Origin of the sequence: Sphingomonas sp., from assembly GCA_019635535.1 — a bacterium.
Taxonomy (GTDB): Bacteria; Pseudomonadota; Alphaproteobacteria; order Sphingomonadales; family Sphingomonadaceae; genus Allosphingosinicella.
The window spans coordinates 2,333,778-2,358,456 of sequence record JAHBZH010000001.1 but is presented as its reverse complement, the minus strand read 5'-3'; the positions used below and the strand labels follow the sequence as shown (position 1 = coordinate 2,358,456).

The 24,679-nt window shown below is 67.6% G+C and carries 26 protein-coding genes and 2 tRNA genes; 14 read left to right on the top strand and 14 right to left on the bottom strand.

The window, feature by feature from the left end:
- Window positions 1–11: 11 nt before the first annotated feature.
- From KF780_12175 to KF780_12165, 3 genes are all read right to left on the bottom strand, one after another.
- Window positions 12–85, bottom strand: a tRNA-Gly gene (locus KF780_12175).
- Window positions 86–195: 110 nt separating this feature from the next.
- Window positions 196–282 (bottom strand) — tRNA-Leu (locus KF780_12170).
- A gap of 95 nt (window positions 283–377) precedes the next feature.
- Entirely contained in the window at window positions 378–1,076 is a 699-nt protein-coding gene (locus KF780_12165) for an arylesterase (GenBank protein ID MBX3562553.1), read from the bottom strand.
- A gap of 18 nt (window positions 1,077–1,094) precedes the next feature.
- Here KF780_12165 and KF780_12160 point away from each other — a divergent pair, with 18 nt between their 5' ends.
- Together KF780_12160 and KF780_12155 are read left to right on the top strand one after the other, a co-directional pair.
- Window positions 1,095–1,793 (top strand): ATP-binding cassette domain-containing protein, encoded by a 699-nt coding sequence (locus KF780_12160; protein ID MBX3562552.1) that lies wholly within the window; start codon window positions 1,095–1,097, stop codon window positions 1,791–1,793.
- The gene (locus KF780_12155) at window positions 1,790–4,309 is read left to right on the top strand and encodes an FtsX-like permease family protein (GenBank protein MBX3562551.1); all 2,520 of its coding nucleotides are present in this window, start codon (window positions 1,790–1,792) and stop codon (window positions 4,307–4,309) included. The genes KF780_12160 and KF780_12155 overlap by 4 nt, the downstream gene beginning before the upstream one ends.
- On the opposite strand, the gene KF780_12150 is transcribed toward KF780_12155, so the two are convergent.
- The 9 genes from KF780_12150 to KF780_12110 all read right to left on the bottom strand — a co-directional run bounded on the left by KF780_12150 (window position 4,306) and on the right by KF780_12110 (window position 10,879).
- A complete protein-coding gene (locus tag KF780_12150; protein ID MBX3562550.1) occupies window positions 4,306–4,572 on the bottom strand; it encodes a hypothetical protein in 267 nt (88 codons plus the stop codon). The two genes, KF780_12155 and KF780_12150, sit on opposite strands and share 4 nt — an antisense overlap.
- A gap of 57 nt (window positions 4,573–4,629) precedes the next feature.
- Window positions 4,630–6,066, bottom strand: a complete 1,437-nt coding sequence (locus KF780_12145) for a beta-lactamase family protein (GenBank protein MBX3562549.1) — start codon at window positions 6,064–6,066, stop codon at window positions 4,630–4,632.
- Window positions 6,063–6,653: a hypothetical protein gene (locus KF780_12140; GenBank protein MBX3562548.1), complete on the bottom strand. Its 591-nt coding sequence runs from the start codon at window positions 6,651–6,653 to the stop codon at window positions 6,063–6,065. Before KF780_12140 ends, KF780_12145 begins: the two co-directional genes overlap by 4 nt.
- Window positions 6,650–7,183, bottom strand: coding sequence for a sigma-70 family RNA polymerase sigma factor (locus KF780_12135; GenBank protein ID MBX3562547.1), 534 nt, complete (start codon window positions 7,181–7,183; stop codon window positions 6,650–6,652). Before KF780_12135 ends, KF780_12140 begins: the two co-directional genes overlap by 4 nt.
- Before the next feature lie 106 nt (window positions 7,184–7,289).
- Window positions 7,290–7,901 carry a 30S ribosomal protein S9 gene (gene rpsI / locus KF780_12130; protein MBX3562546.1) on the bottom strand — a complete coding sequence of 204 codons (612 nt, stop codon included), beginning with the start codon at window positions 7,899–7,901 and terminating at the stop codon, window positions 7,290–7,292.
- Complete coding sequence (gene rplM, locus KF780_12125) at window positions 7,901–8,380, bottom strand: 50S ribosomal protein L13 (protein ID MBX3562545.1); 480 nt, start codon at window positions 8,378–8,380, stop codon at window positions 7,901–7,903. The genes rpsI and rplM overlap by 1 nt, the downstream gene beginning before the upstream one ends.
- A 151-nt stretch (window positions 8,381–8,531) precedes the next feature.
- Window positions 8,532–9,461 (bottom strand): hypothetical protein, encoded by a 930-nt coding sequence (locus KF780_12120; protein ID MBX3562544.1) that lies wholly within the window; start codon window positions 9,459–9,461, stop codon window positions 8,532–8,534.
- Between the two features lie 57 nt (window positions 9,462–9,518).
- Window positions 9,519–9,839: a divalent-cation tolerance protein CutA gene (locus tag KF780_12115; GenBank protein ID MBX3562543.1), complete on the bottom strand. Its 321-nt coding sequence runs from the start codon at window positions 9,837–9,839 to the stop codon at window positions 9,519–9,521.
- A complete protein-coding gene (locus KF780_12110; GenBank protein MBX3562542.1) occupies window positions 9,836–10,879 on the bottom strand; it encodes a COX15/CtaA family protein in 1,044 nt (347 codons plus the stop codon). Before KF780_12110 ends, KF780_12115 begins: the two co-directional genes overlap by 4 nt.
- A gap of 65 nt (window positions 10,880–10,944) precedes the next feature.
- Between KF780_12110 and KF780_12105 the strand changes: the two genes are divergently transcribed.
- Window positions 10,945–11,376 carry a MerC domain-containing protein gene (locus KF780_12105; protein ID MBX3562541.1) on the top strand — a complete coding sequence of 144 codons (432 nt, stop codon included), beginning with the start codon at window positions 10,945–10,947 and terminating at the stop codon, window positions 11,374–11,376.
- A 41-nt stretch (window positions 11,377–11,417) separates the two neighbouring features.
- A complete protein-coding gene (locus KF780_12100) occupies window positions 11,418–11,879 on the top strand; it encodes a transcriptional repressor (protein MBX3562540.1) in 462 nt (153 codons plus the stop codon).
- Between the two features lie 28 nt (window positions 11,880–11,907).
- On the opposite strand, the gene KF780_12095 is transcribed toward KF780_12100, so the two are convergent.
- A complete protein-coding gene (locus KF780_12095) occupies window positions 11,908–12,894 on the bottom strand; it encodes a hypothetical protein (GenBank protein ID MBX3562539.1) in 987 nt (328 codons plus the stop codon).
- Between the two features lie 62 nt (window positions 12,895–12,956).
- Here KF780_12095 and KF780_12090 point away from each other — a divergent pair, with 62 nt between their 5' ends.
- Window positions 12,957–13,148 (top strand): hypothetical protein, encoded by a 192-nt coding sequence (locus KF780_12090; GenBank protein ID MBX3562538.1) that lies wholly within the window; start codon window positions 12,957–12,959, stop codon window positions 13,146–13,148.
- A gap of 153 nt (window positions 13,149–13,301) precedes the next feature.
- Window positions 13,302–15,230, top strand: a complete 1,929-nt coding sequence (gene dxs / locus KF780_12085) for a 1-deoxy-D-xylulose-5-phosphate synthase (protein ID MBX3562537.1) — start codon at window positions 13,302–13,304, stop codon at window positions 15,228–15,230.
- Between the two features lie 18 nt (window positions 15,231–15,248).
- Here the strand turns inward: dxs and KF780_12080 are convergent, their stop codons facing one another.
- On the bottom strand, window positions 15,249–15,635 hold the full coding sequence (locus tag KF780_12080) for a hypothetical protein (protein ID MBX3562536.1): 387 nt from the start codon (window positions 15,633–15,635) through the stop codon (window positions 15,249–15,251).
- Window positions 15,636–15,858: 223 nt separating this feature from the next.
- Here KF780_12080 and KF780_12075 point away from each other — a divergent pair, with 223 nt between their 5' ends.
- The 8 genes from KF780_12075 (at window position 15,859) to KF780_12040 (ending at window position 24,628) form a co-directional block, all read left to right on the top strand.
- Complete coding sequence (locus KF780_12075) at window positions 15,859–16,611, top strand: TlyA family RNA methyltransferase (protein MBX3562535.1); 753 nt, start codon at window positions 15,859–15,861, stop codon at window positions 16,609–16,611.
- Between the two features lie 30 nt (window positions 16,612–16,641).
- On the top strand, window positions 16,642–17,766 hold the full coding sequence (locus tag KF780_12070) for an efflux RND transporter periplasmic adaptor subunit (protein ID MBX3562534.1): 1,125 nt from the start codon (window positions 16,642–16,644) through the stop codon (window positions 17,764–17,766).
- Window positions 17,767–17,769: 3 nt separating this feature from the next.
- Window positions 17,770–20,880, top strand: a complete 3,111-nt coding sequence (locus KF780_12065; protein ID MBX3562533.1) for an efflux RND transporter permease subunit — start codon at window positions 17,770–17,772, stop codon at window positions 20,878–20,880.
- Between the two features lie 13 nt (window positions 20,881–20,893).
- Window positions 20,894–21,448, top strand: a complete 555-nt coding sequence (locus tag KF780_12060; protein ID MBX3562532.1) for a tryptophan-rich sensory protein — start codon at window positions 20,894–20,896, stop codon at window positions 21,446–21,448.
- A 23-nt stretch (window positions 21,449–21,471) separates the two neighbouring features.
- Window positions 21,472–21,756, top strand: a complete 285-nt coding sequence (locus tag KF780_12055; protein ID MBX3562531.1) for an accessory factor UbiK family protein — start codon at window positions 21,472–21,474, stop codon at window positions 21,754–21,756.
- A gap of 97 nt (window positions 21,757–21,853) precedes the next feature.
- Window positions 21,854–22,363 carry a YbjN domain-containing protein gene (locus KF780_12050; protein MBX3562530.1) on the top strand — a complete coding sequence of 170 codons (510 nt, stop codon included), beginning with the start codon at window positions 21,854–21,856 and terminating at the stop codon, window positions 22,361–22,363.
- Between the two features lie 267 nt (window positions 22,364–22,630).
- Window positions 22,631–23,476, top strand: coding sequence for a pyrroline-5-carboxylate reductase (gene proC / locus KF780_12045; protein ID MBX3562529.1), 846 nt, complete (start codon window positions 22,631–22,633; stop codon window positions 23,474–23,476).
- A gap of 54 nt (window positions 23,477–23,530) precedes the next feature.
- Window positions 23,531–24,628 carry a branched-chain amino acid aminotransferase gene (locus KF780_12040; GenBank protein ID MBX3562528.1) on the top strand — a complete coding sequence of 366 codons (1,098 nt, stop codon included), beginning with the start codon at window positions 23,531–23,533 and terminating at the stop codon, window positions 24,626–24,628.
- Window positions 24,629–24,679 lie beyond the last annotated feature (51 nt).

Here is a 24,679-nt window from a genome sequence, read left to right as displayed (position 1 = left end):
CACTGCAAAGCTGGAGCGGGTGAAGGGAATCGAACCCTCGTCGTAAGCTTGGGAAGCTTCTGCTCTGCCATTGAGCTACACCCGCGTTTCAATGACCTGGCGGTCATTGCGCGGCCCGGTCTGCACATCCGTTCGCCGCGATCCGCCCGCGATTGCCATGACCCGCCGAGCGCCGTCAACACCGGCCATGGAAAATGGTGCCCAGAAGAGGACTCGAACCTCCACGCCCTTGCGAGCGCCAGCACCTGAAGCTGGTGCGTCTACCAATTCCGCCATCTGGGCACGGGCAGGGCATGAAGCGTCCCTGCGGGGTAGGCGAGGGGCCTTAGGCGAGGGGCTTCGGGCTTGTCAACACGCGCTGTCGGCGTGCGGCGGCTTCAGGGTGCTCCGAGCAGCCGGGCGACGTCCGGGGCCAGCCGCGCGACGATCGCGTTCACGCCGTCCGCATTGGGGTGGATGCCGTCTGGCAGCAGCAACATGGGCTCGGTGATCACCCCGTCGAGCAGGAAGGGATAGAGCGCCGCGTCATGTTCGCGCGCCAGCTCTTGGAAGATCGGATCGAAGCGCGCGGCATAATCCGGGCCCATGTTGCGCGGCGCCATCATGCCGGTGACCAGGACCGGGATGTCGCGTTGGCGCAGCTCGGCCAGTATGGCGGCGAGGTTGGCGCGGGTCTCGTCGGGGCCGAGGCCGCGCAGCGCGTCGTTGCCGCCAAGGCCGACCAGAACGAGGTCCGGGCGCCGCTCCAGCCCGTCCAGCGTGAAGGCGAGACGCTGGCGCGCGGCGGCGGTCGTGTCGCCCGAGACGCCGCCATTGACGACGCGCGCCGCGATGCCCTGCGCTTCCAGCGCGCGCTGCAGAGCCGGCGCGAAACCCTGATTCTGCTCGAGCTGGTAGCCGGCATAGAGGCTGTCGCCGAAGGTGAGGACGAGCCTGGCATCCTCGGCTTGTCGGGCGGTTTCGGCATTGGCTGCGGGCCGGTTGTCCGGCGCTTCGGCGCTCGGCGCGGCGGGGGAACAGGCAACGGCCAGTTGAACCACCAGCAGGAGAAACACATATCGCAGCGTAACGATCATATGAGGGATTCCATGTCTATGCGTGCCGAAGCCGGTTCCGATATCGTCATCCGCGCGCGCAATGTCACCCTCACTCTCGGTTCCCGGGAAGCCAGGACGGATGTGCTGAAGGGCATCGACCTCGATATCGCGCGCGGGGAGAGCGTCGCGATCCTCGGCCCGTCCGGCTCCGGCAAATCCTCATTGATGGCCATCCTGACCGGGCTCGAGCGCGCCAGCGGCGGCGATGTCGAGGTTGCGGGCGTCGATTACGGGCCGCTGGGCGAGGACGCGCTGGCGCTGGCGCGGCGGGGGCGGATCGGCATCGTCTTGCAGAGCTTCCACCTGCTGCCGACGATGACCGCGCTGGAGAATGTCGCGGTGCCCATGGAGCTGGCCGGGATCGACGATCCGTTCGGCAGGGCGGCACGCGAGCTGGAGGCGGTCGGGCTCGGCCACCGCCTCGCCCATTATCCCGCGCAATTGTCCGGCGGCGAGCAGCAGCGCGTCGCCATCGCCCGCGCCGTCGCGCCCGGCCCCGACATCATCTTCGCCGACGAGCCGACCGGCAATCTGGACGGCAGGACGGGCGGCGCAATCATCGACCTGCTCTTCGCCCGCAAGGCGGCGGCCGGGGCGACGATGATCATCATCACGCATGATCGCGAGCTGGCCGCGCGCTGCGGCCGGGTGATCGAGATGCAGGACGGGCTGGTCGCGCTGGATCGCGCCGCGTGAGCGCCGGCGGCTGGCGCCTCGCGCTCACCCTGGCGCGGCGCGATCTCAATGCGGGCCTGCAGGGGCTGCGGCTGCTCTTCGTCTGCCTGTTCCTCGGCGTCGCGACGCTCGCTGCGATCGGCAGCCTGACCGCGGCGATCACCAGCGAGCTCTCCACGCGCGGCCAGTCCATCCTGGGCGGCGACGTCGAAGTCCAGATGACCCAGCGCGAGGCGACGGCCGAGGAGAAGGCCGCCTTCCGCGCCGCCGGGGAGATGAGCGAGACGATCCGGATGCGCGCCATGGCGCAGCGAGCGGACACGGCGGATGGGGAGGGGGCGATCCTCACCGAGCTGAAGGCGGTGGACGGCCTCTACCCGCTTTACGGCACGCTGACGGTCGGCGGCGGCACGCCCGCGCCGGCGCTGGCGGCGGGGGACATCCTGATCACGCCGGCTTTGGCCGAGCGCATGAACCTGCGCGTGGGCGACAGCCTGCGCTACGGCACGGCGCCGTTCCGCATCGCCGCGATCGTCGCCGAGGAGCCGGACCGGCTGGGCGAGGGCTTCACGCTGGGGCCGGTCGCGCTCGTGTCGATGGAGGGGCTGGCGCGCACCGGGCTGGTGCAGCCGGGCAGCCTGTTCGTCAGCAAATATCGCATCCGCCTGCCCGGCAATGCTTCGCCCGAGACGGTCGCCGGGCGGCTGCGCGACGACAATCCGTCGGCGAGCTGGCAGGTCCGCACCCGCGACCGCGCCGCGCCGGGCGCCGACCGCTTCTTCACCCGGATGGGCCAGTTTCTCGGCCTGATCGGGCTCGCCGCGCTCATCATCGCCGGGATCGGGGTCAGCAACGGCGTCTCCTCCTATCTCCGGCTGAAGCGCGGCGGCATCGCAACGCTGAAGGCGCTGGGCGCGACCTCCAAGGACGTGTCGCGCATCTATCTGGCGCAGATCTTCATGGTCGCCTCGGTCGCGGTCGTCGCGGGGCTGCTGATCGGCGCGCTGCTGCCGCCGCTGCTGATCGCGCTGGCGGGCGACGTGCTGCCGGTGCGGCCGGGCTTCGCGATCCACTGGCTGCCGCTCGCGACCAGCGCCGCCTACGGCCTGCTCGTTGCCTATATGTTCGTGCTGCCGCCGCTGGCGCGGGCGCGGATGTTCCCGGTCGCCACCTTGTTCCGCGACGGGCTGGAGGAAGGCGCGCGGATGGACCGCAGGAGCCTGCTGCTCGCCGGGCTGGCGGGGCTTGCCGTGGTGGCGCTGGCGGTCGGGACGGCCCGCGATCCGCTCTTCGCCGCCGGGGTGCTGGGCGCCGTCGCGGCGGTCTTCCTGATCCTCTACGGCATCGGCCATGGCGTGCGCTGGGCGGCGAAACGCCTGCCGCAGTCGCGCCGCCCGCTGCTGCGCCTCGCCATAGCGGGGCTGCACCGGCCCGGCGCGCAGACCGTGGCGCTGGTCATCGCCCTGGGCCTCGCGCTCACCTTGTTCGTGGCTCTGGCCGGCATCCAGACCAGCCTGTCGGCGGAGATCGCGCGCAGCGTGCCGGAGCGCGCGCCCAACCAGTTCGTGCTCGACATTCCCTCCGCCGAACGGGGCCGTTTCGAAAGCCTGGTGCGGCAGACCGCGCCGGGCGCGGAGATCAATGTCGTGCCCACCTTGCGCGGCACGATCGTCGCATTCGGCGGCCAGCGCGTCGCGGACCTGGCCGAGCTGCCGGACGGCGCCTGGTTCCTGCGCGGCGAGCGCGGCGTCACCTACAGCGCCGCCTTGCCGCAGGGCAGCGATCTCGTCGCCGGCCAGTGGTGGCCCGCCGATTATGCCGGCCCACCCTTATTGTCGCTGGACCGCGAGGCGGCGGGCGTGATGGGCGTCGGCGTCGGCGACACGCTCACCGTCAGCGTGCTGGGACGCGAGATCGAGGCGCGGATCGCCTCATTGCGCGAAATCCACTGGGACACGATGGGCTTCAACTATCTGATGGTGTTCCCGCCCTCGGTCCTCCAGGCCGCCCCGCACAGCCTGGCCGCCACGATCGGCATGGACGATGCGCGCGAAGGCGCTGTCTCGCGCTCGCTGCTCGGCGCCTTTCCCTCCGTTTCGATCATCGCGGTGGGCGAGATCATCGAGCAGGTCGGCACGATCATGTCGCAAATGTCGGTGGCGATCCTGCTGTCCGCCTCGGTCGCGATCCTGGCCGGCATCGCCGTGCTGATCGGCGCGATCGCCGCCGCCCGGCAGGCGCGCAGCTATGACAGCGTGATCCTGAAGACGCTGGGCGCGACGCGCTGGCAGATACTGGGCGCGCAGGCGCTGGAATATGCCCTGCTCGCCGCGATCCTCGCCTCGGTGTCGCTGGCGCTGGGGCTGGCGGGCGCCTGGTATGTGATCGTCGGCATCTTCGAATTCGGCTGGAGCCCGGACTGGGCGGTGGTGCTGGGCACGCTGGCCGGCGGCGCGGTGCTGACGCTCGGCATCGGCCTGTTGGGTTCGCTGCCCTTGCTCTCGATCCGCCCCGCGACCGCGCTCAGGCAGCTCTAGCGCGGCGGGTTGTACCGCTGGTCCAGCTCGGCGCATTCCGCCCGCTCCGGCCGCCGCTCGCAGCGCCGGGCGAGGCGGCCGAGCCGTTCCTCCTCCTTGCGGATCTGTCGCCCGCGCCGTTCGTCCGCCTCGGACTGGCTGGTCGTCACCGCGTCCACCCCGGCCCCGACCGCCCGCACCGGCAGAGTGACGATATCCACTGCCGTGCGCGCGACGCAGCCCGACAGGACGAAGGCGAGACTCAGCAGGAGGACGATACGCATGGCCGTCTCCTAGCATGGCGGGCGAAGGAGGGCGCGGCGTTCCGGCGCGCCACGCGCTCATTCCGGCGCGGCCGCGCGGGCCAGGGGCAGGCCGGCCAGCAGGTGCAGCGCCATGTCGCTCGCCCCCGGCTCGGCGGCGGCGTTGGTGAGCACGACGACGCCCTGCCGCGTCTGGGGATCATAGGCCATCATCGCGCGATGGCCGCCCGTGCCGCCGTCATGGAGCGCGATCCGCCGCTCGCCCAGCGTCAGCACCGCCCAGCCGAGCGCCGTGCGCACGTTCGGCGTCGGCCCCTGCCAGTCCTCCGCCAACAGCGCGTTCGCGGCGGGCGTCAGCTCCGACGGCGCGAGCCCCGTCGCCAAAGCGAGGAAATCGAGCATGTCGTCCACGCTGGAGCGCAGGGCGCCGGCGCCGGCCAGCGTCGGGAAGTCCCAAGGACCGGTCGGCCGGAGCGCCGCGTCATGGCCGGTTGCGAGCCGGACGCGCTGATCGGCGGCAAGGTCGATGGCCGTATCGTCCATGCCGAGCGGGCGGGTAATCCGCTCCCTCACCAGGCTCTCGAAATCGGCACCCGCGCGCCGGACGAGCAGATAGCCGAGCAGCCCCGCGCCGAGATTCGAATATTCGAACTGCGCGCCGATATCGCGAGTCAGTTCGTAGCCGCCGAGAAAGGCGAGCAGCCGCGCCTCGTCATAATCCGCATAGGGATTGGTCATGTCGGCCGGGGCCAGATTGTCCGGCAGGCGGGGCAGGCCGGAGCGGTGGTTGGCGAGGTCGCGCAGCTTGATCTCGCGGTCCCCGCGCCGGGGCATGGCCGCCCCTCCGGGCAGATAGCGCGCCGCCGGATCGTCGAGCGAGACCTCGCCGCGCCGGACCATGTCGGCGAGCAGCAGGGCGGTGAAGGCCTTGGTCATGGAGCCGATCTCGAAGATCGTGCCGCCGTCGAATGGCGTCTCCCCGGCAGGCCCGCGCCCGATCACCCGCCGGCCGTCGGGACCGATCACGCCGACAACCATGCCCACGCCCGGCCGCGCGGCAATCCGCGCCTCGACCAAAGCGGCGATGGCGGCATCGTCTGGAACGGTCCAGGCCGTGGGCCGGGCGGAGCCCGCCGATGCGGACGGCGCGGCGGTCAGGATCAGCGGGGTCGCGAGGCCGGGCTGGTTCCATTCGCCCGTCCAGGCCGCGCGATCCTCCGCCCAGCGCCCCTCATAGCGCCCGCTCACCGCCGGAATGGCGAAGGCAAGGCGTCCGCCCTCCGCTTCGATGTCGGCGAGCGGGATGCCGCGTGCACCCTGGTCGAGACTGTCCAGCGTGCCGACCAGGCCACCGGCCTCGCTCGCCTGGATGTGCACGGCGAGGCGCAGCGTCATGCCCGGGGCGGGCTCCAGCGTGCCGATCCAGTCGCCGACGGCCTCCTGCGTGGCGGCCTGCGCGGGCAGCGCGATCAGGGCGGCGAGCAGCGTGAGGCCACGACGAATCCAGCGGGTCATTCCGTTTCTCCTTCCAGCGCGTCGAGCGCGTCGATTTCGGCCTGAAGCAGGCGGGCGGCGGCATGGTTGAGCCACCAGACCAGCGCGAAGAAAATCGCGACGATCCCGATCCAGGCATATTGGAACCAGTCCATTTCCTTCAGCCCCGCCAGTCCCAGGTCGATCGCTGGCGCGAGGGCGATGACCCCGAGGCCGGGGATCAGCGGCAGCAGGTACCAGGTGCCGATGCTGGCCAGCGCGTCGCGCTGGCGCACGAGCTGGGCGCGCTGGTGCGCGATCAGCGGCAGCACGGCATCGCCGGTGGGGGATACCGCCGAGGCGCGGCGATGGAGCTGCCAGACGATGATGAGGATGCCCACAATGGCCAGTGCGGCGCCGATCCGGATCGTCACACTGGGCGCGGTGAGCGCGGCGTGCGCGAAGACCGGAACGGTGATCAGGGCGGCCCCATATTCGATCATGTTGCGGCGGCGGATGCGGCGATAGAACAGGCCCGCGCCCGTGCGGATGTCGTCCAGCCGGGGCAGGGGCATATCGCCGCCGCCAGCCTGCCAGGCCTGCTTGAGGGGATCGGGGCTGGTCATCATGCGGGTTCCTTCTGCGTGAAGCGATCGGCGAGCAGCGCCTTGATGCGATGGATGCGCACCGAAACGGCGCCGGCGGACAGGCCGGTGATCTCGCCGATCTCGGCGGCCGTCAGATCTTCCAGGTAGAGCAGCATCACCTGCCGGTCGGCGGGCTTGAGGCGGTGGATCAACCGCGTCAGCCGGGCGAGCAGGTGGCGCTCATGGGTTGCGGTCTCGGGATCGTCGCCGGCGGCGAACTCGCCCGCCTCCTCGATCCCCACCAAAGTCTCGGCCCGCAGGCGCTTGCGGGCGCGGATATGATCGGCCGCGGCATTGTGCGCGACCCGATAGACCCAAGTCCGCTCGGAACAGCGTCCGTCGAACGCGGCGAAGCTGCGCCAGAGCGCGACATGCACGTCCTGGACGAGATCGCGGGCCAGCTCCGCATCGGCCTCATAGCCGCGCGCCAGCCGGGCGATCGCCGGGCCGTAGGTTTCGGCCGCGCCGCGATAGCGCCGCTCCTGATCCGCAATTTGGGGCTCCTCGGCCATGCCATCTCCCTTGAGTTCGACAAGGTAGTCGGAGGCGCGGAGGGTTTCTTACAGAAAAAGGGCGGCCCGTCGCCGGACCGCCCCAATTCGTTGGCCTGAAGACCGCTTAGCGCTTCGAGAACTGGAAGGAGCGGCGGGCCTTGGCCTTGCCGTACTTCTTGCGCTCGACCACGCGGCTGTCGCGGGTCAGGAAGCCGGCCTGCTTGATCGTGGTGCGCAGCGCCGGCTCGTAGCGGGTCAGCGCCTGCGAAATGCCGTGCTTGACCGCGCCGGCCTGGCCGGAGAGCCCGCCGCCGACGACGGTGGCGATCACGTCATACTGGCCCTCGCGCCCGGCGATGCCGAACGGCTGGTTGATGACGAGGCGCAGCGTCGGGCGCGCGAAATAGACATTCTGGTCGCGGCCGTTGACCGTGATCGTGCCGTTGCCCGGCTTCAGCCAGACGCGGGCGACCGCGTCCTTGCGGCGGCCGGTGGCATAAGCGCGGCCCTGCTTGTCGAGCTGCTGCTCGCGCAGCGGCGTGACCGGGGCTTCCGGCGCGGCCGGGGCGGCGGCTTCGGGCGCTTCGGCCGGAGCGGCTTCGGCTTCGGCGGCGGGCGCCTCGGCTTCCGCCTCGGCGGCGGGGGTCTCGGTCTCGGCGGCCGGCGTTTCGGCCGGGGCTTCGGGCTCGGCCGTCAGCTTGGCGAGATCGGAAAGGGACTGGCGATTGTCGGACATCAGGCGCCCACCTTGTTCTTGCGGTTCATGGCCGCGACATCGAGGAGTTCGGGGTTCTGGCCGCCGTGCGGATGCTCGGTGCCGTTATAGAGGTGCAGCGCGCGCATCTGGTCGCGGCCCAGCGGCCCGCGCGGGATCATCCGCTCGATCGCCTTTTCCAGCACGCGCTCCGGGAAGCGGCCTTCCAGCACCTTGCCGGCGGTGACGCCCTTGATGCCGCCGGCATAGCCGGTGTGCTTGTAATAGATCTTGTCGGCCAGCTTCTTGCCGGTGAACTTCACCTTGTCGGCGTTGATGATGATCACATGATCGCCGCAATCGACATGGGGGGTGAAGCTCGGCTTGTGCTTGCCGCGCAGGATATTGGCGACGATCGAGGCGAGCCGCCCGACCACCAGCCCGTCGGCATCGATCAGATGCCACTTCTTCTCCACCTCGCGCGGCTTGGCCGACTTGGTGGTCTTCATCAGCGCCTTCATGGAGCTTGGACCTCTTCGAAATGAACGGCGCCGCCCAAGAGGAGCGGCGCGGACGGCGGGCAATTGGCGAAAGGGACGGAGAAAGTCAAGGAAAAGCGGGTGTTTCGCGAGTGGTAAAATAATACCGCATCCGGAAATTCCGGTTCGAGCTTCAGTCGAGCCTAACGATCACGACCGCGTCCCGGGTTGCGACTGGATTGGCGGCCGCTTCGGTGGAGGCGACCTTCTCCCGTTCGTAGCGGACGAGCGTGCCGTGATCGACGGAAATGTAATAGGTCTCGCTTATCATCATCGAGATAGGGTTTTCGGTCAGTGCCCGCTGCATGTCTGCGGCCGGAATTGACGGCGCGAGTTGCTCAATGGCATTCAGCACGATGGTCCGGAACTCGTCGGATGGCACGTTCAAACGAACTGTCACCAAAGCGACTCCGTCAACGATATTCTCGAGGCTGAGATCGGCTGTGACCGGTATCGGCCCGAATGGCGTGGGCAAATCGATCGGAACCGACAGCGCTTCGCCAAGACCGAGTTCGACATCTCCCAGACCGACGATCGGAGCGACGCCTTGCATGATGAACTCCAGACGTCCCTGCGTAGGCATGTCTCGAACGCGCTGCACATAAGCACGCAGCGCCTCGGCGACTTCGACCGGCATGTCGGCGCCTGTCGTGATCTCGTCCATTGCGGATGACAGCCTGTCGATCAGTCGCTCCTCATCCTCCAAGGCGATGATCTCTCCAGCAGGCGATACTCGTACCGAATATGGCTGGCGAACCAACTCCGAAAGCCTGTCCATGCCGGGCAAATCTGGCAAGAAATCCATGCCGGGCGCTTCGCTGTGCACGAAATCTGCCCGATAACCGTCTTCTGTTGCTTGGAATTCGACGGTGACGATCGAACCGTTCCGCGTTTCGGTTCCCTGCCGGTCTCGTATTTCCTCCACCATGTAGCGGATGGGCTGATTGACCGGCGGATCGAACGGAATGTGGACGAGGCTCTCGTTATTGGCTTCGTCGGGCGAATAGGAGGCAGGCGTCGCGAACAGAGACAATGCGGCCAAAGTCGCAAGAAATATATTCATTCCGATATCCTTGGTGGATCCTTCGGATGACTGGAATACCGAGATGCAATCGAAAGTCTAGAACGACGTCTCTTCCGTGATCCATGTTGTATAAGCAGCCAGCGCTTCTTTCACCGGCCACGCCACCGCAGCCGGCACATCATAGCTGTGCAGTTCCGCGATGCGGGCGATCAGCGACTCGGCCCGGTCGGCGCGGGTCTTGAAGAGGGCGGGGACTTCCTCGGCCTCCTCGATCTTGCCCTGCCAGCGATAGATCGACCGGCACGGCGTCAGGATGTTCACGCAGGCCGCCAGCCGTTCCTCCACCGCGATGCGGCCGATCCGGGCGGCCTCGTCGGCGTCGGCGAAGATCGCATAGACGCTGACGATCCCGGTCACGGCGCCTTGCGCCCCACTCCATGCGCCGCGTTCAGCATCGCGGCGAGGAGCAACGCGGCCATGCCCTGATGCGCCACCGCGATGTCGATCTGCACGCCCGACAATATGGTGAGGATGCCGAGCAGGATCTGGGCGAACACCGCGCCGATCAGCATTCCGCCGTCCTGCCACGACACCCGCGCCCAGGCGCGCACGCCCAGCCAGATCGTCACCCCGCCCGCCACGAAGGCGAACCAGCGGTGGACGAACTGCACGACGGTCGGATTGTCGACGAAGTTGCGCAGGAAGGGCTCCATCATCGGCGTCGCCGCCGGAAACCATTCGTCGCCCATCTTCGGCCAGGAGTTGAACGCATAGCCGGCGTCCAGCCCGGCGACATAGGCGCCGAACAGGAACTGGATGAACATCAGGCAAAGCGCCCAGATGGCGAGCAGGGGCAGCCGCACCGGCGTCGCCGCCGCATCGCGCACCAGCTGTTTCAGGTCCATCGCCACCCAGATCGTCGCGCCGAAGATCAGGAAGGCGGTGAGCAGGTGGACGGCGAGCCGGATATGGCTGACTTCGGGCACGTCCACGAGGCCGGAAGCGACCATCCACCAGCCGATCGCGCCCTGCAGCCCGCCGAGCGCGAGGAGCCCGCCCAGCTTCCAGCCGTAGCCCGCCGGGATCGCGCGCTTCCACCAGAACCAGAGCAGGGGCAAGGCGAAGACCAGCCCGATCAGCCGGCCGAGCAGCCGGTGCACATATTCCCAGAAGAAGATGGTCTTGAACTCGGCCAGCGTCATGCCGGTATTGACCTGCTGATATTGCGGCGTGGCGCGATAATGGTCGAACTCCGCCTGCCAGGCGGCCTCGCTCATCGGCGGGATCGCGCCGGAGATCGGCTCCCAGCGCACCATGGACAGGCCGGATTCCGTCAGCCGCGTAATGCCGCCGACCACGATCATCGCGAACACCATCGCGGCGACGACGATCAGCCAGTTGGCGATCGCCTTGGGGCGGGGCCGGGGCGCGTCCGGGCGGGCGAGGAGCGGGGGCATGGCGGCCCTATGGCGGAGCCCGCGCCGCTTGCCAACCGCCCCGGCATTTCGTCGATTTTCACCCAATGTTATATTGTAACTTGGATAAGGCGAGCGTATATCGCCGCCAGAACGGAGTCGCAGGTTTGTTTCAGGGCGTCATCAGGGCGAATGCGATCGACCGCTGGGCCATCGGCCTCAGCGGCCTTTGCCTCGTCCATTGCATCGCGAGCGCGGTGCTGGTGACGGTGCTGGCGTCCGCCGGCGGCCTGTTCCTGCATCCGCTGGTCCACGAGATCGGGCTCGTCCTCGCGATCCTGCTCGGCGTCGTGGGGCTGGGGCGCGGCATCCTGATCCACGGCTTCATGCTGCCGGCGGCGATCGGCGGTCTCGGCCTCGGCATGATGGCCGGCGCGCTGACGCTCGGCCATGAGGGCGGCGGCGAGCTGCTCTGGTCGCTGGTCGGCGTCCTCATCCTCGCGCTCGGCCACGATCTCAATCGCCGCGCGGTGATCTGACGGCATTGCCGTCACCCCGGCGAAGGCTTACATTCCGGCCCATGGGACACGAGCATCACAGCCATGCCGGCGCGGACCTCGCCACCGCCGCGCGGACCACGATGGAGGGCGCGGGCGAGCAGTGGACGCCGATGCGCGCCGCCGTGTTCGACGCGCTCGCCGGCTTCGACAAGCCCGCCTCGGCCTATGACATCGCCGAGAAGGTGAGCCAGGATCAGGGTCGGCGCGTCGCCGCCAACAGCGTCTATCGCATCCTCGACCTGTTCGTCGGCTCCAATCTCGCCCGCCGGGTCGAAAGCGCCAACGCCTATGTCGCCAACGATCATCCCGGCTGCCTGCACGATTGCATCTTCCTGATCTGCGACAATTGCGGCCAGGCCACCCATCTCGACGACGACCGCCTTTCCGGCGGCGTCCGCGATGCCGCGAAGAAGGCCGGCTTCGCCCCGGTCCGCCCGGTGATCGAGGTCCACGGCCGCTGCGAGGATTGCGCGGAGGGCTGAGCCTGTTTCAGCTTTGCTGAAACAGATTCTAAAAGCCCCATTGTCGGGGTTCCTTCGCCATCGCGATCTCGAACAGGCGATAGAGCCGTTCGTCCTCGGCAAGCACCTCGTCGCGATGTGCGATCGCGCGACGATAACCTTCGATCGCGTGGTTCTTGAAGATGTTCCAGCTGTCGGAATCCGGGTCGCGGAGCTCCTCGGAATTCGGAATGTCGGCATATCCGAATATCCTTGGCGGCAGGTTCGGCACAGGATCGCCGGGTCGCACGAATGCGCGCACGGGCCTGAGCTTCACCGCCGCGTCATTGCCGAAGCGCGGGCAGCCGAACACGATGGTCTTGCGTCCCACGCACCGGCCTAGACTTTCATCCCATAGCCGGTCGTTGACTGCCGCCAAAGCGCCGCCCAGCGAATGGCCGGTGAAATAGATCGGGAGCCCCTCCCCGACGTGCCGATAGGCTTCGACGATCTGCGGCAACGACGCGCAGGCTTCCTCGAGGAAGCCGAAATGATAGCTCACGTCCGCCGAGCCGTAGGCGATCGGCCATGCGTTGAGGTCGATCCCCACGTCCCCGGAGGGCCGAAGGAGCGAATGAAACAATATCGTGCCGCGTGATGCGATGATGACGACCTCCTTGACGCGCGCGATAAGGGTGATGCTGTTGGCGGTCGAGACGACCCGCACGGGCATGTCGAGTTCCTGAGGAAAGGCGTCGCGCACGAGCCGCGCCACGTCGAGCGCCCGCCCTCGGTTCGCCAGGTCCTGAAAGAAGCGGGACGGGACCACCTTGGTGCCGCGTTGGTTGCTGGCCTCGAAGCGGGTCGGAACATAGGCGATCTGGCTGAAGAACGCCATCAGATAGTCGAGTCGTGGCGGGTCGCGAGGCCTCGGCCAGACTATGCGCGGGTCGTCCTTCCACTGGAGGATCGCGCGCGGGTCGGGGTTGGATTTGCAATTGGACAGCGGTTCGGCTCCCTTGCTGGCAAGACTATCGATCCCGTCCGCCAGAGTCACATCTGAATGGTCCGGTGCGGAGGCTCTTCCAAAGTAGGATTTCATCTGATCTACGCTGTCGGATGGAACAGGGTCATGCATCGTTCATCTCCGAGGCGGCGACCGACGGGCCCGCCTCTCCCTTCGACGTCGAGCCGGTCCCCGCCCGCCCCCGCCGCGACGGTCGGGCGCCCGCGAAGCAGCGCGAGCACATCGAGGCGCTCGCCGACACCGGCATGGTGCGGACAGCCGGATTTCCCCGCCATGGAAGCTGAAACTTGTGAAACTTCCGACCGGCTTGGCCGGGAGGGCCGCCGGCTCTTGGCAATCCTCAACTTCCTCAACTTTTTCACCCTTCGACGCCTCCTCTGAAGGTTCGACTTCCCGGCGCGACCGGCTTATGTAGGCGGCTTGTAGATGGGGACAGCATGACCGACCGACCCGAAACGCCGTTGCTCGACACCGTCGGGACGCCCGATGAGCTGCGCGGCCTGAAGCGCGAGCAGCTACGCCAGTTCGCCGACGAATTGCGCGCCGAGACGATCTCGGCCGTGTCCGTGACCGGCGGCCATCTCGGCGCCGGGCTCGGTGTGGTCGAGCTGACCACGGCGCTCCATTATGTGTTCGACACGCCCGCCGACCGGCTGGTCTGGGACGTCGGCCACCAATGCTATCCGCACAAGATCGTCACCGGGCGCCGCGACCGCATCCGCACCCTGCGCATGGGCGGCGGCCTCTCCGGCTTCACCAAGCGGTCCGAGAGCGAATATGACCCGTTCGGCGCGGCGCACAGCTCGACCTCGATTTCGGCCGCTCTGGGCTTCGCGGTGGCCAACAAGCTGTCGAACCGGCCCGGCAAGGCGATCGCCGTGATCGGCGATGGCGCGATGAGCGCCGGCATGGCCTATGAGGCGATGAACAATGCCGAGCAGGCCGGCAACCGCCTGGTCGTCATCCTCAACGACAACGACATGTCGATCGCCCCGCCCGTCGGCGGCCTCTCCAACTATCTCGCCCGCCTGGTCTCGTCCGGCAAGTATCTGACTTTGCGCAGCCTCGCCCAGCGCTTCGCCCGCAAGCTCCCCACGCCGCTCCACACCGCCGCGCGCAAGGCGGAGGAATATGCCCGGGGCATGGCGACGGGCGGCACGCTCTTCGAGGAGCTGGGCTTCTATTATGTCGGCCCGGTCGATGGCCACGACGTCGATCTGCTGGTCAAGATCCTGGAGAATGTCCGTGACGCCGATTTCGGCCCGATGCTGGTCCATGTCGTCACCAAGAAGGGCAAGGGCTACGCGCCCGCCGAGGCGGCGGCCGACAAATATCACGGCGTCGTCAAGTTCGACGTCGTCACCGGCAAGCAGGACAAGGGGCCCGGCGGCGGCCCGCCCGCTTACCAGAACGTGTTCGGCGAGACGCTGGCCGGCCTCGCCGACGACGACCCCCGGATCTGCGCGATCACCGCCGCGATGCCGTCCGGCACCGGCGTGGACAGGTTCGCCAAGGCCCATCCGGACCGCGCCTTCGACGTCGGCATCGCCGAGCAGCATGCGGTCACCTTCGCCGCCGGCTTGGCCGCGCAGGGGATGCGGCCCTTCGTCGCCATCTATTCGACCTTCCTGCAGCGCGCCTACGATCAGGTCGTCCATGACGTGGCGATCCAGAACCTGCCGGTGCGCTTCGCGATGGACCGCGCCGGGCTGGTCGGCGCGGACGGCTCCACCCATGCCGGCAGCTTCGACCTCGCCTATCTCTGCACCCTGCCCAATTTCGTCGTGATGGCCGCCGCCGACGAGGCCGAGCTGGCCCATATGGTCAGGACCATGCAGGAGCACGACAGCGGCCCGATCGCGGTGCGCTACCCGCGCGGCAACGGCGTCGGCGTGGACATGCCCGAGGTGCCGCGGGCACTGGAGATCGGCAAGGGCCGGGTGGTGCGCGAGGGCAAGAAGGTCGCGATCCTCTCGCTCGGCACCCGCCTGGCCGAGGCGCTGAAGGCCGCCGACAGGCTCGACGCGCAGGGCCTTTCCACCACCGTCGCCGACCTGCGCTTCGCCAAGCCGCTCGACGAGGAACTGATCCGCCGCCTGCTCGCCACCCACGAGGTCGCGGTGACGGTCGAGGAAGCCGCGATCGGCGGCTTCGGCGCCCATGTCCTGACGTTGGCGAGCGATGCCGGCCTGATCGACGCCGGGCTGAAGCTGCGCACCATGCGCCTCCCCGACCGCTTCCAGGACCAGGACAAGCCCGAGAAGCAATATGCCGAAGCCGGCCTGGACGCGGACGGCATCGTCGAGACGGTGTTGAAGGCGCTCCGCCACAACAGCGCGGGGGTGGTGGAAGGGGCGCGGGCGTGACTCGCCCATCTTGATGACCTAGACTGTACGCACAACTACTATTGCAAATGGCCTAGTTGTTATAGTGCAGCGGAAATTAATATTTGTACCATCTCGCATAACGGCTTTGTAATTTCTAATTTCTGTGTATACATCTGGCGCATATGCGTTGTTTTCATGAACAACCCGTAATACGTCTTGCCTTCTTAAATCAGATAAAATTTGATCCATGCATGTGCGATGCAACGCATCTTCCGTTTCATCTGCATTTGCATCACTTTCTTGGTTGTCTGGGGTAATGAACTCTATGCGTTTGATAGGCATGGAGATCGGAAGGGATATGGCGTATGTCTGTGGTGCTTCCCGCCCCAATTGCAATGGGTCATATTTGTCTCCTGCGATGCCGGCTGCAACAATCCCGGACACGACGCCAAGAGTCGTCAAACCAGTCCGGAAACGCCGAAAAAAGGAGGCAGGCTGCTTACGCTTAACCATGTCTTTCTGCGACTGGTTCGGTCGACGATGAGGTGTGGGTGATTGATATGGCTTTCGCATTACTCCCCCTCTTTTTGTGACACAGTCGGACGACCTTACTGAATAAGAGTTTCTGAATTCGATCAAGTTGTTTTGAAGAAGACCGGTTTGATCTATGACAAAATTGCGCGCCGATCAGCTCCTCGTCGATCGCGGCCTCGCCGAGAGCCGGGCCAAGGCGCAGGCGCTGATCCTCGCCGGTCTGGTCTTTTCGGGCGAGCGCAAGATCGACAAAGCGGGGCAGGCGCTCGCCGCCGACGCGCCGCTGGAGGTGCGGGGCAAGGCGCATCCCTGGGTCTCGCGCGGCGGGATCAAGCTGGCGCATGGGCTCGAGCATTTCGGCTGGGACGTGACGGGCGCGGTGGCGCTCGATGTGGGCAGCTCCACCGGCGGGTTCACCGACGTGCTGCTCCAGCGCGGCGCGGCGAAGGTCTTCGCGGTCGATGTCGGCACCAACCAGCTTGCCTGGAAGCTGCGGCAGGACCCGCGCGTGATCGTCCATGAACAGACCAACGCCCGCTACCTGACCGACGCGATCGTCACCGGGCCGATCGACATCGTGGTTTGCGACGCCAGCTTCATATCGCTCGCCAAGGTGCTGGACACGGCCCTGAATTTCGCGCAACCGGGCGGCCGGCTGATCGCGCTGGTGAAGCCGCAATTCGAGGCGGAGCGGCACGAGATCGGCAAGGGCGGCGTGGTGCGCGACGCGGAGGTCCACGCCCGGGTCTGCGCGGCGGCGGCGGACTGGCTGACAGAGCGCGGCTGGACCGTCGCCGGAGTGACGCAAAGCCCGATTACCGGGCCGGAAGGCAATGTCGAGTTCCTGATCGGCGCGATCAACGCAGCGCCAGGCGATACATTTTGATACAAGCCCTCTCTCGACAAAGCCGCGATTATGGTCATTGAGACGGGACATGGTTCAACCCGCTGGAAACGCAATGTGACTCGGCCGTTCCTCCTCCTCGCGCTGGCCGCGGCGCTGGCCGCCTGCGGCAATGGCGGCGGCGCGGACAAGCAGCGCGAACGGCCGACGCCGCTGGTCAAGGCGGAGCCGGTCGCCGAGATGAATTTCGCCGACCGGATCGAGGCGGTCGGCACCGCCGTCGCCAACGAGCAGGTTACTTTGTCCGCGCCGGTCACCGAACGGATCGTCCGGCTCAATTTCGACGATGGCGGCTATGTCCGCCAGGGCCAGATCATCGCCGTGCTCCAGCAGGCGCAACAGAGCGCGCAACTGCGCGAGATCCAGGCGCGCGAGCGCGAGGCCGAGCAGCAGCTCGAGCGGGTCGGGGCGCTGAAGGACCGCGGCTTCGCCACCCGCTCCAGCTACGATTCGCAGGTCGCCGCCGCCGCGACGGCGCAGGCCCAGGCGCAGGCCGTGCGCGCCGCGATCGGCGAGCGGGTGATCCGCGCGCCCTTCTCCGGCTGGGTGTCCTTGCGCAACATCTCGGTCGGCGCGATCGCCAGCCAGGGCACGGCGATCGCGACGATCAGCGACATCAGCACGATCAAGCTCGATTTCCCCGTGCCGGAGACGATGCTGGCCGCGATGCGGCCGGGCCTCACGATCGAGGCGCGTTCGGCCGCCTATCCGGACCGGGTGTTCCGGGGGCGCATCCACAGCGTCGATCCGGTCGTCGATCCCAATACCCGCGCGGTGACGGTGCGCGCGCGCATGCCCAATGCCGATCGGCTGCTGCGGCCCGGCATGATGCTGACCGTCGATATCGAGAACGCGCCGCGCAGCAGCCCGTCCGTGCCCGAGCTGGCGGTGATCGGCGAGGGCGACACGCGCTTCGTCTATGTGCTGGACGAGCAGGGCCGGGCGCGCCGCGCGCCGGTGCGAACCGGGGTGCGGCTGCGCGGCCGGGTCGAGATCGTCGAGGGGCTGACGCCGGGCCAGCGCGTCATCACCGAGGGCGTCGTCAAGGTCAGCGACGGCATGGCGGTGCGGCTCGACGACAGCCAGGCTCATGCGGAGCGCGAGCGGCAGTCGACGGCGCGCGGCGCCGGAAGCTAGGCCGTGCAGATTTCCGACATCTCGGTCCGGCGCCCCGTCTTCGCGGCGGTGATGGCGCTGCTGATCGGCGTCGTCGGGTTCATCGGCTTCTTCAGCCTGCCGGTGCGCGAATATCCGGCGGTCGATCCGCCGATCGTGTCGGTCGACACCATCTATGTCGGCGCCGCCGCCAATGTCGTCGAGACCCGCGTCACCCAGGTGCTGGAGGAGCAGCTGTCCGGCCTGGAGGGGCTGGAGACGATCACTTCGCGCTCGCGCGACGGGCAATCCTCGATCTCGCTGGAATTCCGCCCCGGCCGGCCGGTGGACGACGCCGCCAACGACGTGCGCGACCGGGTCGGCGCGGCATCGCGCAACCTGCCCAACGAGATCGATCCGCCGACGGTGCGCAAGGTCGATGCCGATGCGATGCCGATCATGTTCTTCGTCATCTCCCGGCCCGGCTGGTCGCGGCTGGAGCTGTCGGACTGGGTGGACCGCAACCTCGTCGATCGCTTTGCCAATATCGACGGCGTGGCGCGCGTCTTCATCGGCGGCGAGGCGCGTCCCGCGATGCGGGTGTGGCTGAGGCCCGAGCGGCTCGCCGCCTTCAGTATGACCCCGGCGGATATCGAACGCGCGCTGCGCTCGCAGAATGTCGAGCTGCCGGCCGGCCGGCTGGAATCGGAGACGCAGAACCTGACGCTGCGCGTCGAGCGGCCGTTCAGCACGCCGGAGGAATTCGCGCGGCTCGTCGTCGGGCGTGGCGCGGACGGTTATCAGGTGAGCCTGGGCGATGTCGCGCGGATCGAGCGCGGCCCCGAAAACCCCTATACCGCTTTCCGGCTCAACGGCGCGTCCGCGGTCGGCATGGGCATCGTTCGCCAGTCCGGCGCGAATACGCTCGCCGTCGCCGAAGCCGCCAAGGCCGAAATGGAAGAGGCCCGCGCGAGCCTGCCGGAAGGCATGGAGATGATCGTCGGATCGGACGAATCGCTGTTCATCGACCGCGCGATCACCAAGGTCTGGGTGACGCTGGCCGAAGCGGCGTTGCTGGTCGTCCTGGTCATCTTCCTCTTCCTGGGAAGCTGGCGCGCGACCCTGATCCCGGCGGTCATGGTGCCGCTCTGCCTGCTCGCCGCCTTCGCCGTTTTGTGGATGGCGGGCTTCTCGATCAACCTGCTCACCCTGCTCGCGCTCGTTTTGTGCATCGGCATCGTCGTCGACGACGCGATCGTCGTGCTGGAGAATATCTATCACCGGATCGAGGCGGGCGATCCGCCGCTCAAGGCCGCCTTCGAAGGCACAAGGCAGGTCGGTTTCGCCATCGTCTCGATCACCCTGGTGATCTGCGCCGTGTTCGTGCCGATCATGTTCATCACCGGAGAGACCGGCCTGCTGTTCCGTGAGCTGGCGGTGGCGATGATCGGCACCATCGCCTTTTCCGGCTTCCTCGCGCTCACGCTGGTGCCGATGCTGTGCTCCAAGGTGCTGAAGAACGAAGAGCGCGGCCGTTTCGCAGGCTGGATCGACTGGCAGTTCAAACGGCTGGAGGATGGCTATGCGCGCGGGCTCGATTGGTCGCTCCGCAAGCCCCTCGTGCCGGGCCTTGTCGTCGCGGCGATGATCGCCGGATCGGCCGTGCTGTTCACCACCCTTCACGCCGAGCTGGCACCGGCCGAGGATACCGGCATCGTCCAGGTCAACATCTCCGCGCCGGAAGGCACCGGCTTTGCCGAGATGGACCGCTACATGCTCGACGCGCAGGCCCGGCTGCTGCCGATGGTGGAGGAAGGATCGGTGCGCGCGATCATCCAGCGCACCCCGGGCGGCTGGGGCACCAGCGACGATTTCAACAGCGGCAATTTCACCGTCTTCCTGCGCCCCTGGGAAGAGCGCGACGTGACCACGCAGGACATGGTCCGCCAGATCAATGCCGCGCTGGCCGACGTTTCGGCGGTGCGGGGCAATGCCGCGGCCCGCTCCGGCCTCGGGCGCGGTCGGGGCCAGCCGATCAATTTCGTGATCGCCGGCTCCAATTATGCCGAGCTCGCCGTCGCGCGCGATCGCATCCTCGCCGCCGCGCGCGAGAATCCCGGCATCGTCAATCTCGACTCGGACTACAAGGAAACCAAACCGCAGCTTCGCGTCCTGGTCGACACCAGTCGTGCCGGCGATCTCGGCGTTTCGGTGGAGGAGGTCAGCCTCGCGCTCCAGACCCTGCTCGGCTCGCGCCGCGTCTCAACCTATGTCGACCGGGGCGAGGAATATCGTGTCGTCGTCCAGGCGGAAGCCTCGGCGCGCTCGACCGAAGCCAATCTCGCCACCATCTATGTCCGCAGCCGGGCGGGCGAGCTGGTGCCGCTGTCCAATCTCGTGCGGGTCGAAGACGCCGCCGGCGCGCGCGATCTCGGCCGTTTCAACCGCATGCGCGCGATCACTCTCTCGGGCGGTCTTGCCGACGGCTACCCGCTCGGTGATGCACTCGCCTTCCTGGAGCAGCAGGCCGCCGACTCGCCGGAAGTGAGCGCGATCGGCTATCGCGGCGAGAGCCAGTCGTTCAGGGAGGCGGGCAGCTCGATCTGGGTCGTGTTCGGCCTCACCATCCTGATCGTCTATCTGCTGCTCGCCGCGCAGTTCGAAAGCTTCGTCCATCCGGGCGTCATCATCACCACCGTGCCGCTCGCCGTGGCCGGCGGCGTGCTCGGGCTCGCCGTGATGGGGCAGACGGTCAATCTCTACAGCCAGGTCGGCATCGTCATGCTGGTCGGCCTCGCGGCCAAGAACGGCATCCTGATCGTCGAATTCGCCAATCAGCTGCGCGATCAGGGACGCGATATCGGTGCGGCAATCCGCGAAGCTTCGAAACGCCGCCTGCGGCCGATCCTGATGACCTCGATCGCCTTGGTCGCCGGTTCGATGCCGCTGATGCTGTCGGGCGGCGCCGGCGCGGGCGCGCGCAGCACGATCGGCGTCGTCATCGTCTTCGGCGTCTCGATCTCGACGTTGATCACTCTGTTCCTGATCCCGCTCCTCTATTCGCGCCTCGCCCGCTTCACCGGCTCGCCGCTCGCCGTTACCCGCAAGCTGGAGCGGCAGATCGCGGACGGTGCCGCGCCGCAGCCCGCCGAATGATCGGGGCGCGCGGATGACCGGCATCGCATCGAAATCGCAGCTCCGGATGAGCTTCCTGCGTTATGCGCTGGTGACGGTGCCTGCGATCGTGCTGCTGGGCACCCTGTCGGGCAGCCTCTCAGGCTCCGGCTACGACAATGCCTGGTTTGCCGCGCTCGCCAAGCCGGATTTCATGCCGCCGGGCTGGGCGTTCGGCGCGGCCTGGACCTTGCTCTACGTCCTGCTCGGCCTGTCGCTGGCGATGGTGCTGCACGCGCGCGGTGCGATCGGGCGGGAGCGGGCGCTGATCCTGTTCGCGCTCCAGCTGCTGCTGAACTTCGCCTGGTCGCCGGTCTTCTTCGGCATGCACAAGGTCTCGATCGCGCTGTCGATGATCGCGGCGATGATCGTGGTCGCGGTGGCGATGATCGTGCTGATCTGGCGGATCCGGCCGCTCGCGGCGGCTCTGCTGCTGCCCTATCTCGGCTGGCTGCTCTTCGCCGCGGCGCTCAATTTCCAGATCCTGGCGCTCAATCCCGGCGCGGAGACGCTTGTGCCGGCGGCATCGAGCACCGATATCGCCCTCTGACCGATATTTGCAGGAGGACCGCAATGCAGTCCCAGAACCGTTTGTTCGACGATCTCGTGAAGGTGCTGAACGGCGCTGCCGGCACAGTGGCGGGGATGACCCGCGAAGCGCAGGACAATATGCGCGAACGCGCGCGCGACTGGGTCGGCGGGCTCGACATGGTGAGCCGCGAGGAGTTCGAGGCGGTAAAGGCGATGGCCGTCGCCGCGCGCGAGGAATCCGAAGCGCTGAAAGCCCGTGTCGCGGCGCTGGAAGGCGCTACCGGAACCGCCGCGCCGAAACGCAGGGCACCTCGCAAAGGCGCCTGATTATCCACAGTTTTCTGAACGACGGACCGCGCCTTTCCTTGCGCTTTGCCGCGCGGAAAGGCAGTTAACGCGAACAAAAGCGGTCCGGGGACGCTTTATGAACATGGACGAATACGAGCTGGAGCGGGAGGCGAGCGCCCCCATCGACATGCTCGAAACCTATTACAGCGCATTGGGCTGGGCCTTCGAGCGCAACGGCGAGGACGAGATTGTCTCGAGCTTCCAGGGCAGCTGGACGCAGTACGAGCTGCGCGCGATCTGGCGGCCCGAAGATCAGGTGCTCCAGTTCCTGGCGCTCCCCGACATCCGCGTCTCGGCCGAGAAGCGCGACGTCACTTACGAGACGATCGGACTGATCAACGAGCAGCTCTGGCTTGGCCATTTCGAATTGTGGTCCGCCTCGGGCCTGGTCCTGTTCCGCCACGCCGCCTTGCTGGAAGGCGAGGAAACCGGGACGATGAGCCTGCAGCAGGCCGAGACGCTGGTGGAAGCCGCGATCGAGGAGTGCGAACGTTTCTATCCGGTCTTCCAGTTCGTGCTGTGGGCCGACAAATCGCCGCAGGAAGCGATCGCCGCCGCTTTGATCGAGACGCAGGGCGAAGCATAGACCCTGACGGCATCGGTGCCGGCCCGGCCCTTGGAAAGTAGGATTTCATCTGTCAGGGTCCGCGCGATTCGGAGCGTGCGCCTTGACTTGTGGCTTCCCTGACCGTCCTTCCCGCTTTCCACGACGTCATCTCGCTTGTGGAAGGGGGATTCACCCCCGACGTGGCGTCAACTTAGTCAACTTCCGCGCGTTCGAATCCGGCGCCGGCGCGTCGCGGGGCGAAGTCCGACCGACTCTGGCGCGCAGGCTCGATGGGAGGAGGGCGGCATGACCGACTCGCCTTCTTTCGCGGGCTCCGATCCGCTGCTGCCCGGCCCGCTCTGGTTCGCCGGCTGCGGCAATATGGGATCGGCGATGCTGGCCCGCTGGATCGACGAGGGCGTCGATCCCGCCCATGTCAGCGTGATCCGGCCGAGCGGCAGAACGGTCGGATACGGCGTGCGCGTCACCACCGCCTATCCCGAGGACGAAGTGCCGGCGATGGTGCTGCTGGCGATGAAGCCGCACCAGCTCGATGCCGTCGCGGAGGCGCTGGCGCCGATCCTGGACGAAGGCACGATCCTCGTCTCGATCCTGGCCGGCGCCGAGCTCGCTTCGCTGCGTGCCCGCTTCCCGGTGTCGCGCACGATCGTGCGGGCCATGCCGAACCTGCCGGTCCGCGTCGGCAAGGGCGTGATCGGTCTGCACGGCGACGGTGATGACACCGCCGCACGCAATCTCGTCACCGGCCTGATGGCCGCGCTCGGCCATGCCGAATGGCTCGAGGACGAGGCCCTGTTCAACCTCGTCACCACCCTGGCCGGCAGCGGCCCGGCCTTCGTCTTCCGTTTTATCGAGGCGTTGGCCGAAGGCGGGGCGAAGCTCGGCTTCCCGCCCGGCCAGGCGCTGCATCTCGCGCTTGCCACGGTCGAGGGTGCGGCGATCCTGGCGCGCAGCGATCCACGCGGCCCCGCCGAACTCGCGGCGGCGGTCACCAGCCCGGGCGGCACCACTGCCGCAGGGCTGAAGCAGCTCGACGGTGACAACGTGCTGAGCAGCCTGGTCGATCGCGCGCTCGATGCGGCGCGGCGCCGCAGCCTTGAAATGGCGGTCGAGGCGCGGCGCAGGGTTTGACCTCCCGGCCCGCGCCGCCTAGTCCGCTTTCCAAACCGACATGAGAGGAACAGCATGCCGCCCGTCGCCGCGACCTTCGCGTTCGAGCCCAGCGCCCAGCCGGTTGCCGAGGCCGAGCGTGCGGCGAGGATCGCCGATCCGGGCTTCGGCAAGGTGTTCACCGATCACATGGCGATCGTGCGGTACGACGCGGACAAGGGCGGCTGGCACGACGCCCGCGTCACCGCGCGGCAATCGCTGGCGATCGATCCGGCGACGTCTGTGCTCCATTATGCCCAGGAAATCTTCGAAGGGATGAAGGCCTATCGCCGGCCCAATGGCGGCGCGGCTTTGTTCCGTCCCGAAGCCAATGCCCGACGTTTCCAAGCCTCGGCGCGGCGGATGGCGATGCCTGAGCTGCCGGAAGAGCTGTTCCTGGAATCGGTGCGCGCGCTGGTGCGTGCCGACAAGAACTGGATTCCGGACGGTCCGGATGGCGCGCTCTATCTTCGACCCTTCATGTTCGCGAGCGAAGCCTTCCTCGGCGTGAAGCCGTCCTTGCAATATCTCTACCTGGTCCTGGCTTCTTCGGCCGGCCCCTATTTCCGGGGCGTGCCGGGGGGCATCACATTGTGGGTCACGCGCGATTATATCCGCGCCGCGCCGGGCGGGACAGGCGCCGCCAAATGCGGCGGGAATTACGCCACCAGCCTGATCGCCCAGGCCGAAGCTGTGCGCCAGGGCTGCGACCAGGTTGTCTTCCTCGACGCGATCGAGCGCCGCTGGGTCGAGGAACTGGGCGGCATGAACATCTTCTTCGTGTTCGACGACGGCTCGATCGCCACGCCGCCTCTGGGCGGCACGATCCTGGCCGGTATCACGCGGGATTCGATCCTGACCATCGCCCGCGACCAGGGCCTCACGGTGCGCGAGGAGCCCTATGCGATCGATCAGTGGCGGGCGGACGCCGCCAGCGGACGCCTGACGGAGACTTTTGCCTGCGGCACAGCTGCGGTGGTGACGCCGATCGTCCAGGTGAAGGGCGCGGAGGACAGCTTCGCGATCGGCGGCGGCGCGCCCGGCCCGGTCATGCACCGTTTGCGCGAGGAACTTGTCGGCATCCAGCGCGGCCGGATCGCCGACACGCGCGGCTGGATCGAGGAGATCGCCTGAAAAGGCGCGGAGGCTGCCAGTCGCCCCTTCCCACCCGCGCGCACGAGGTTA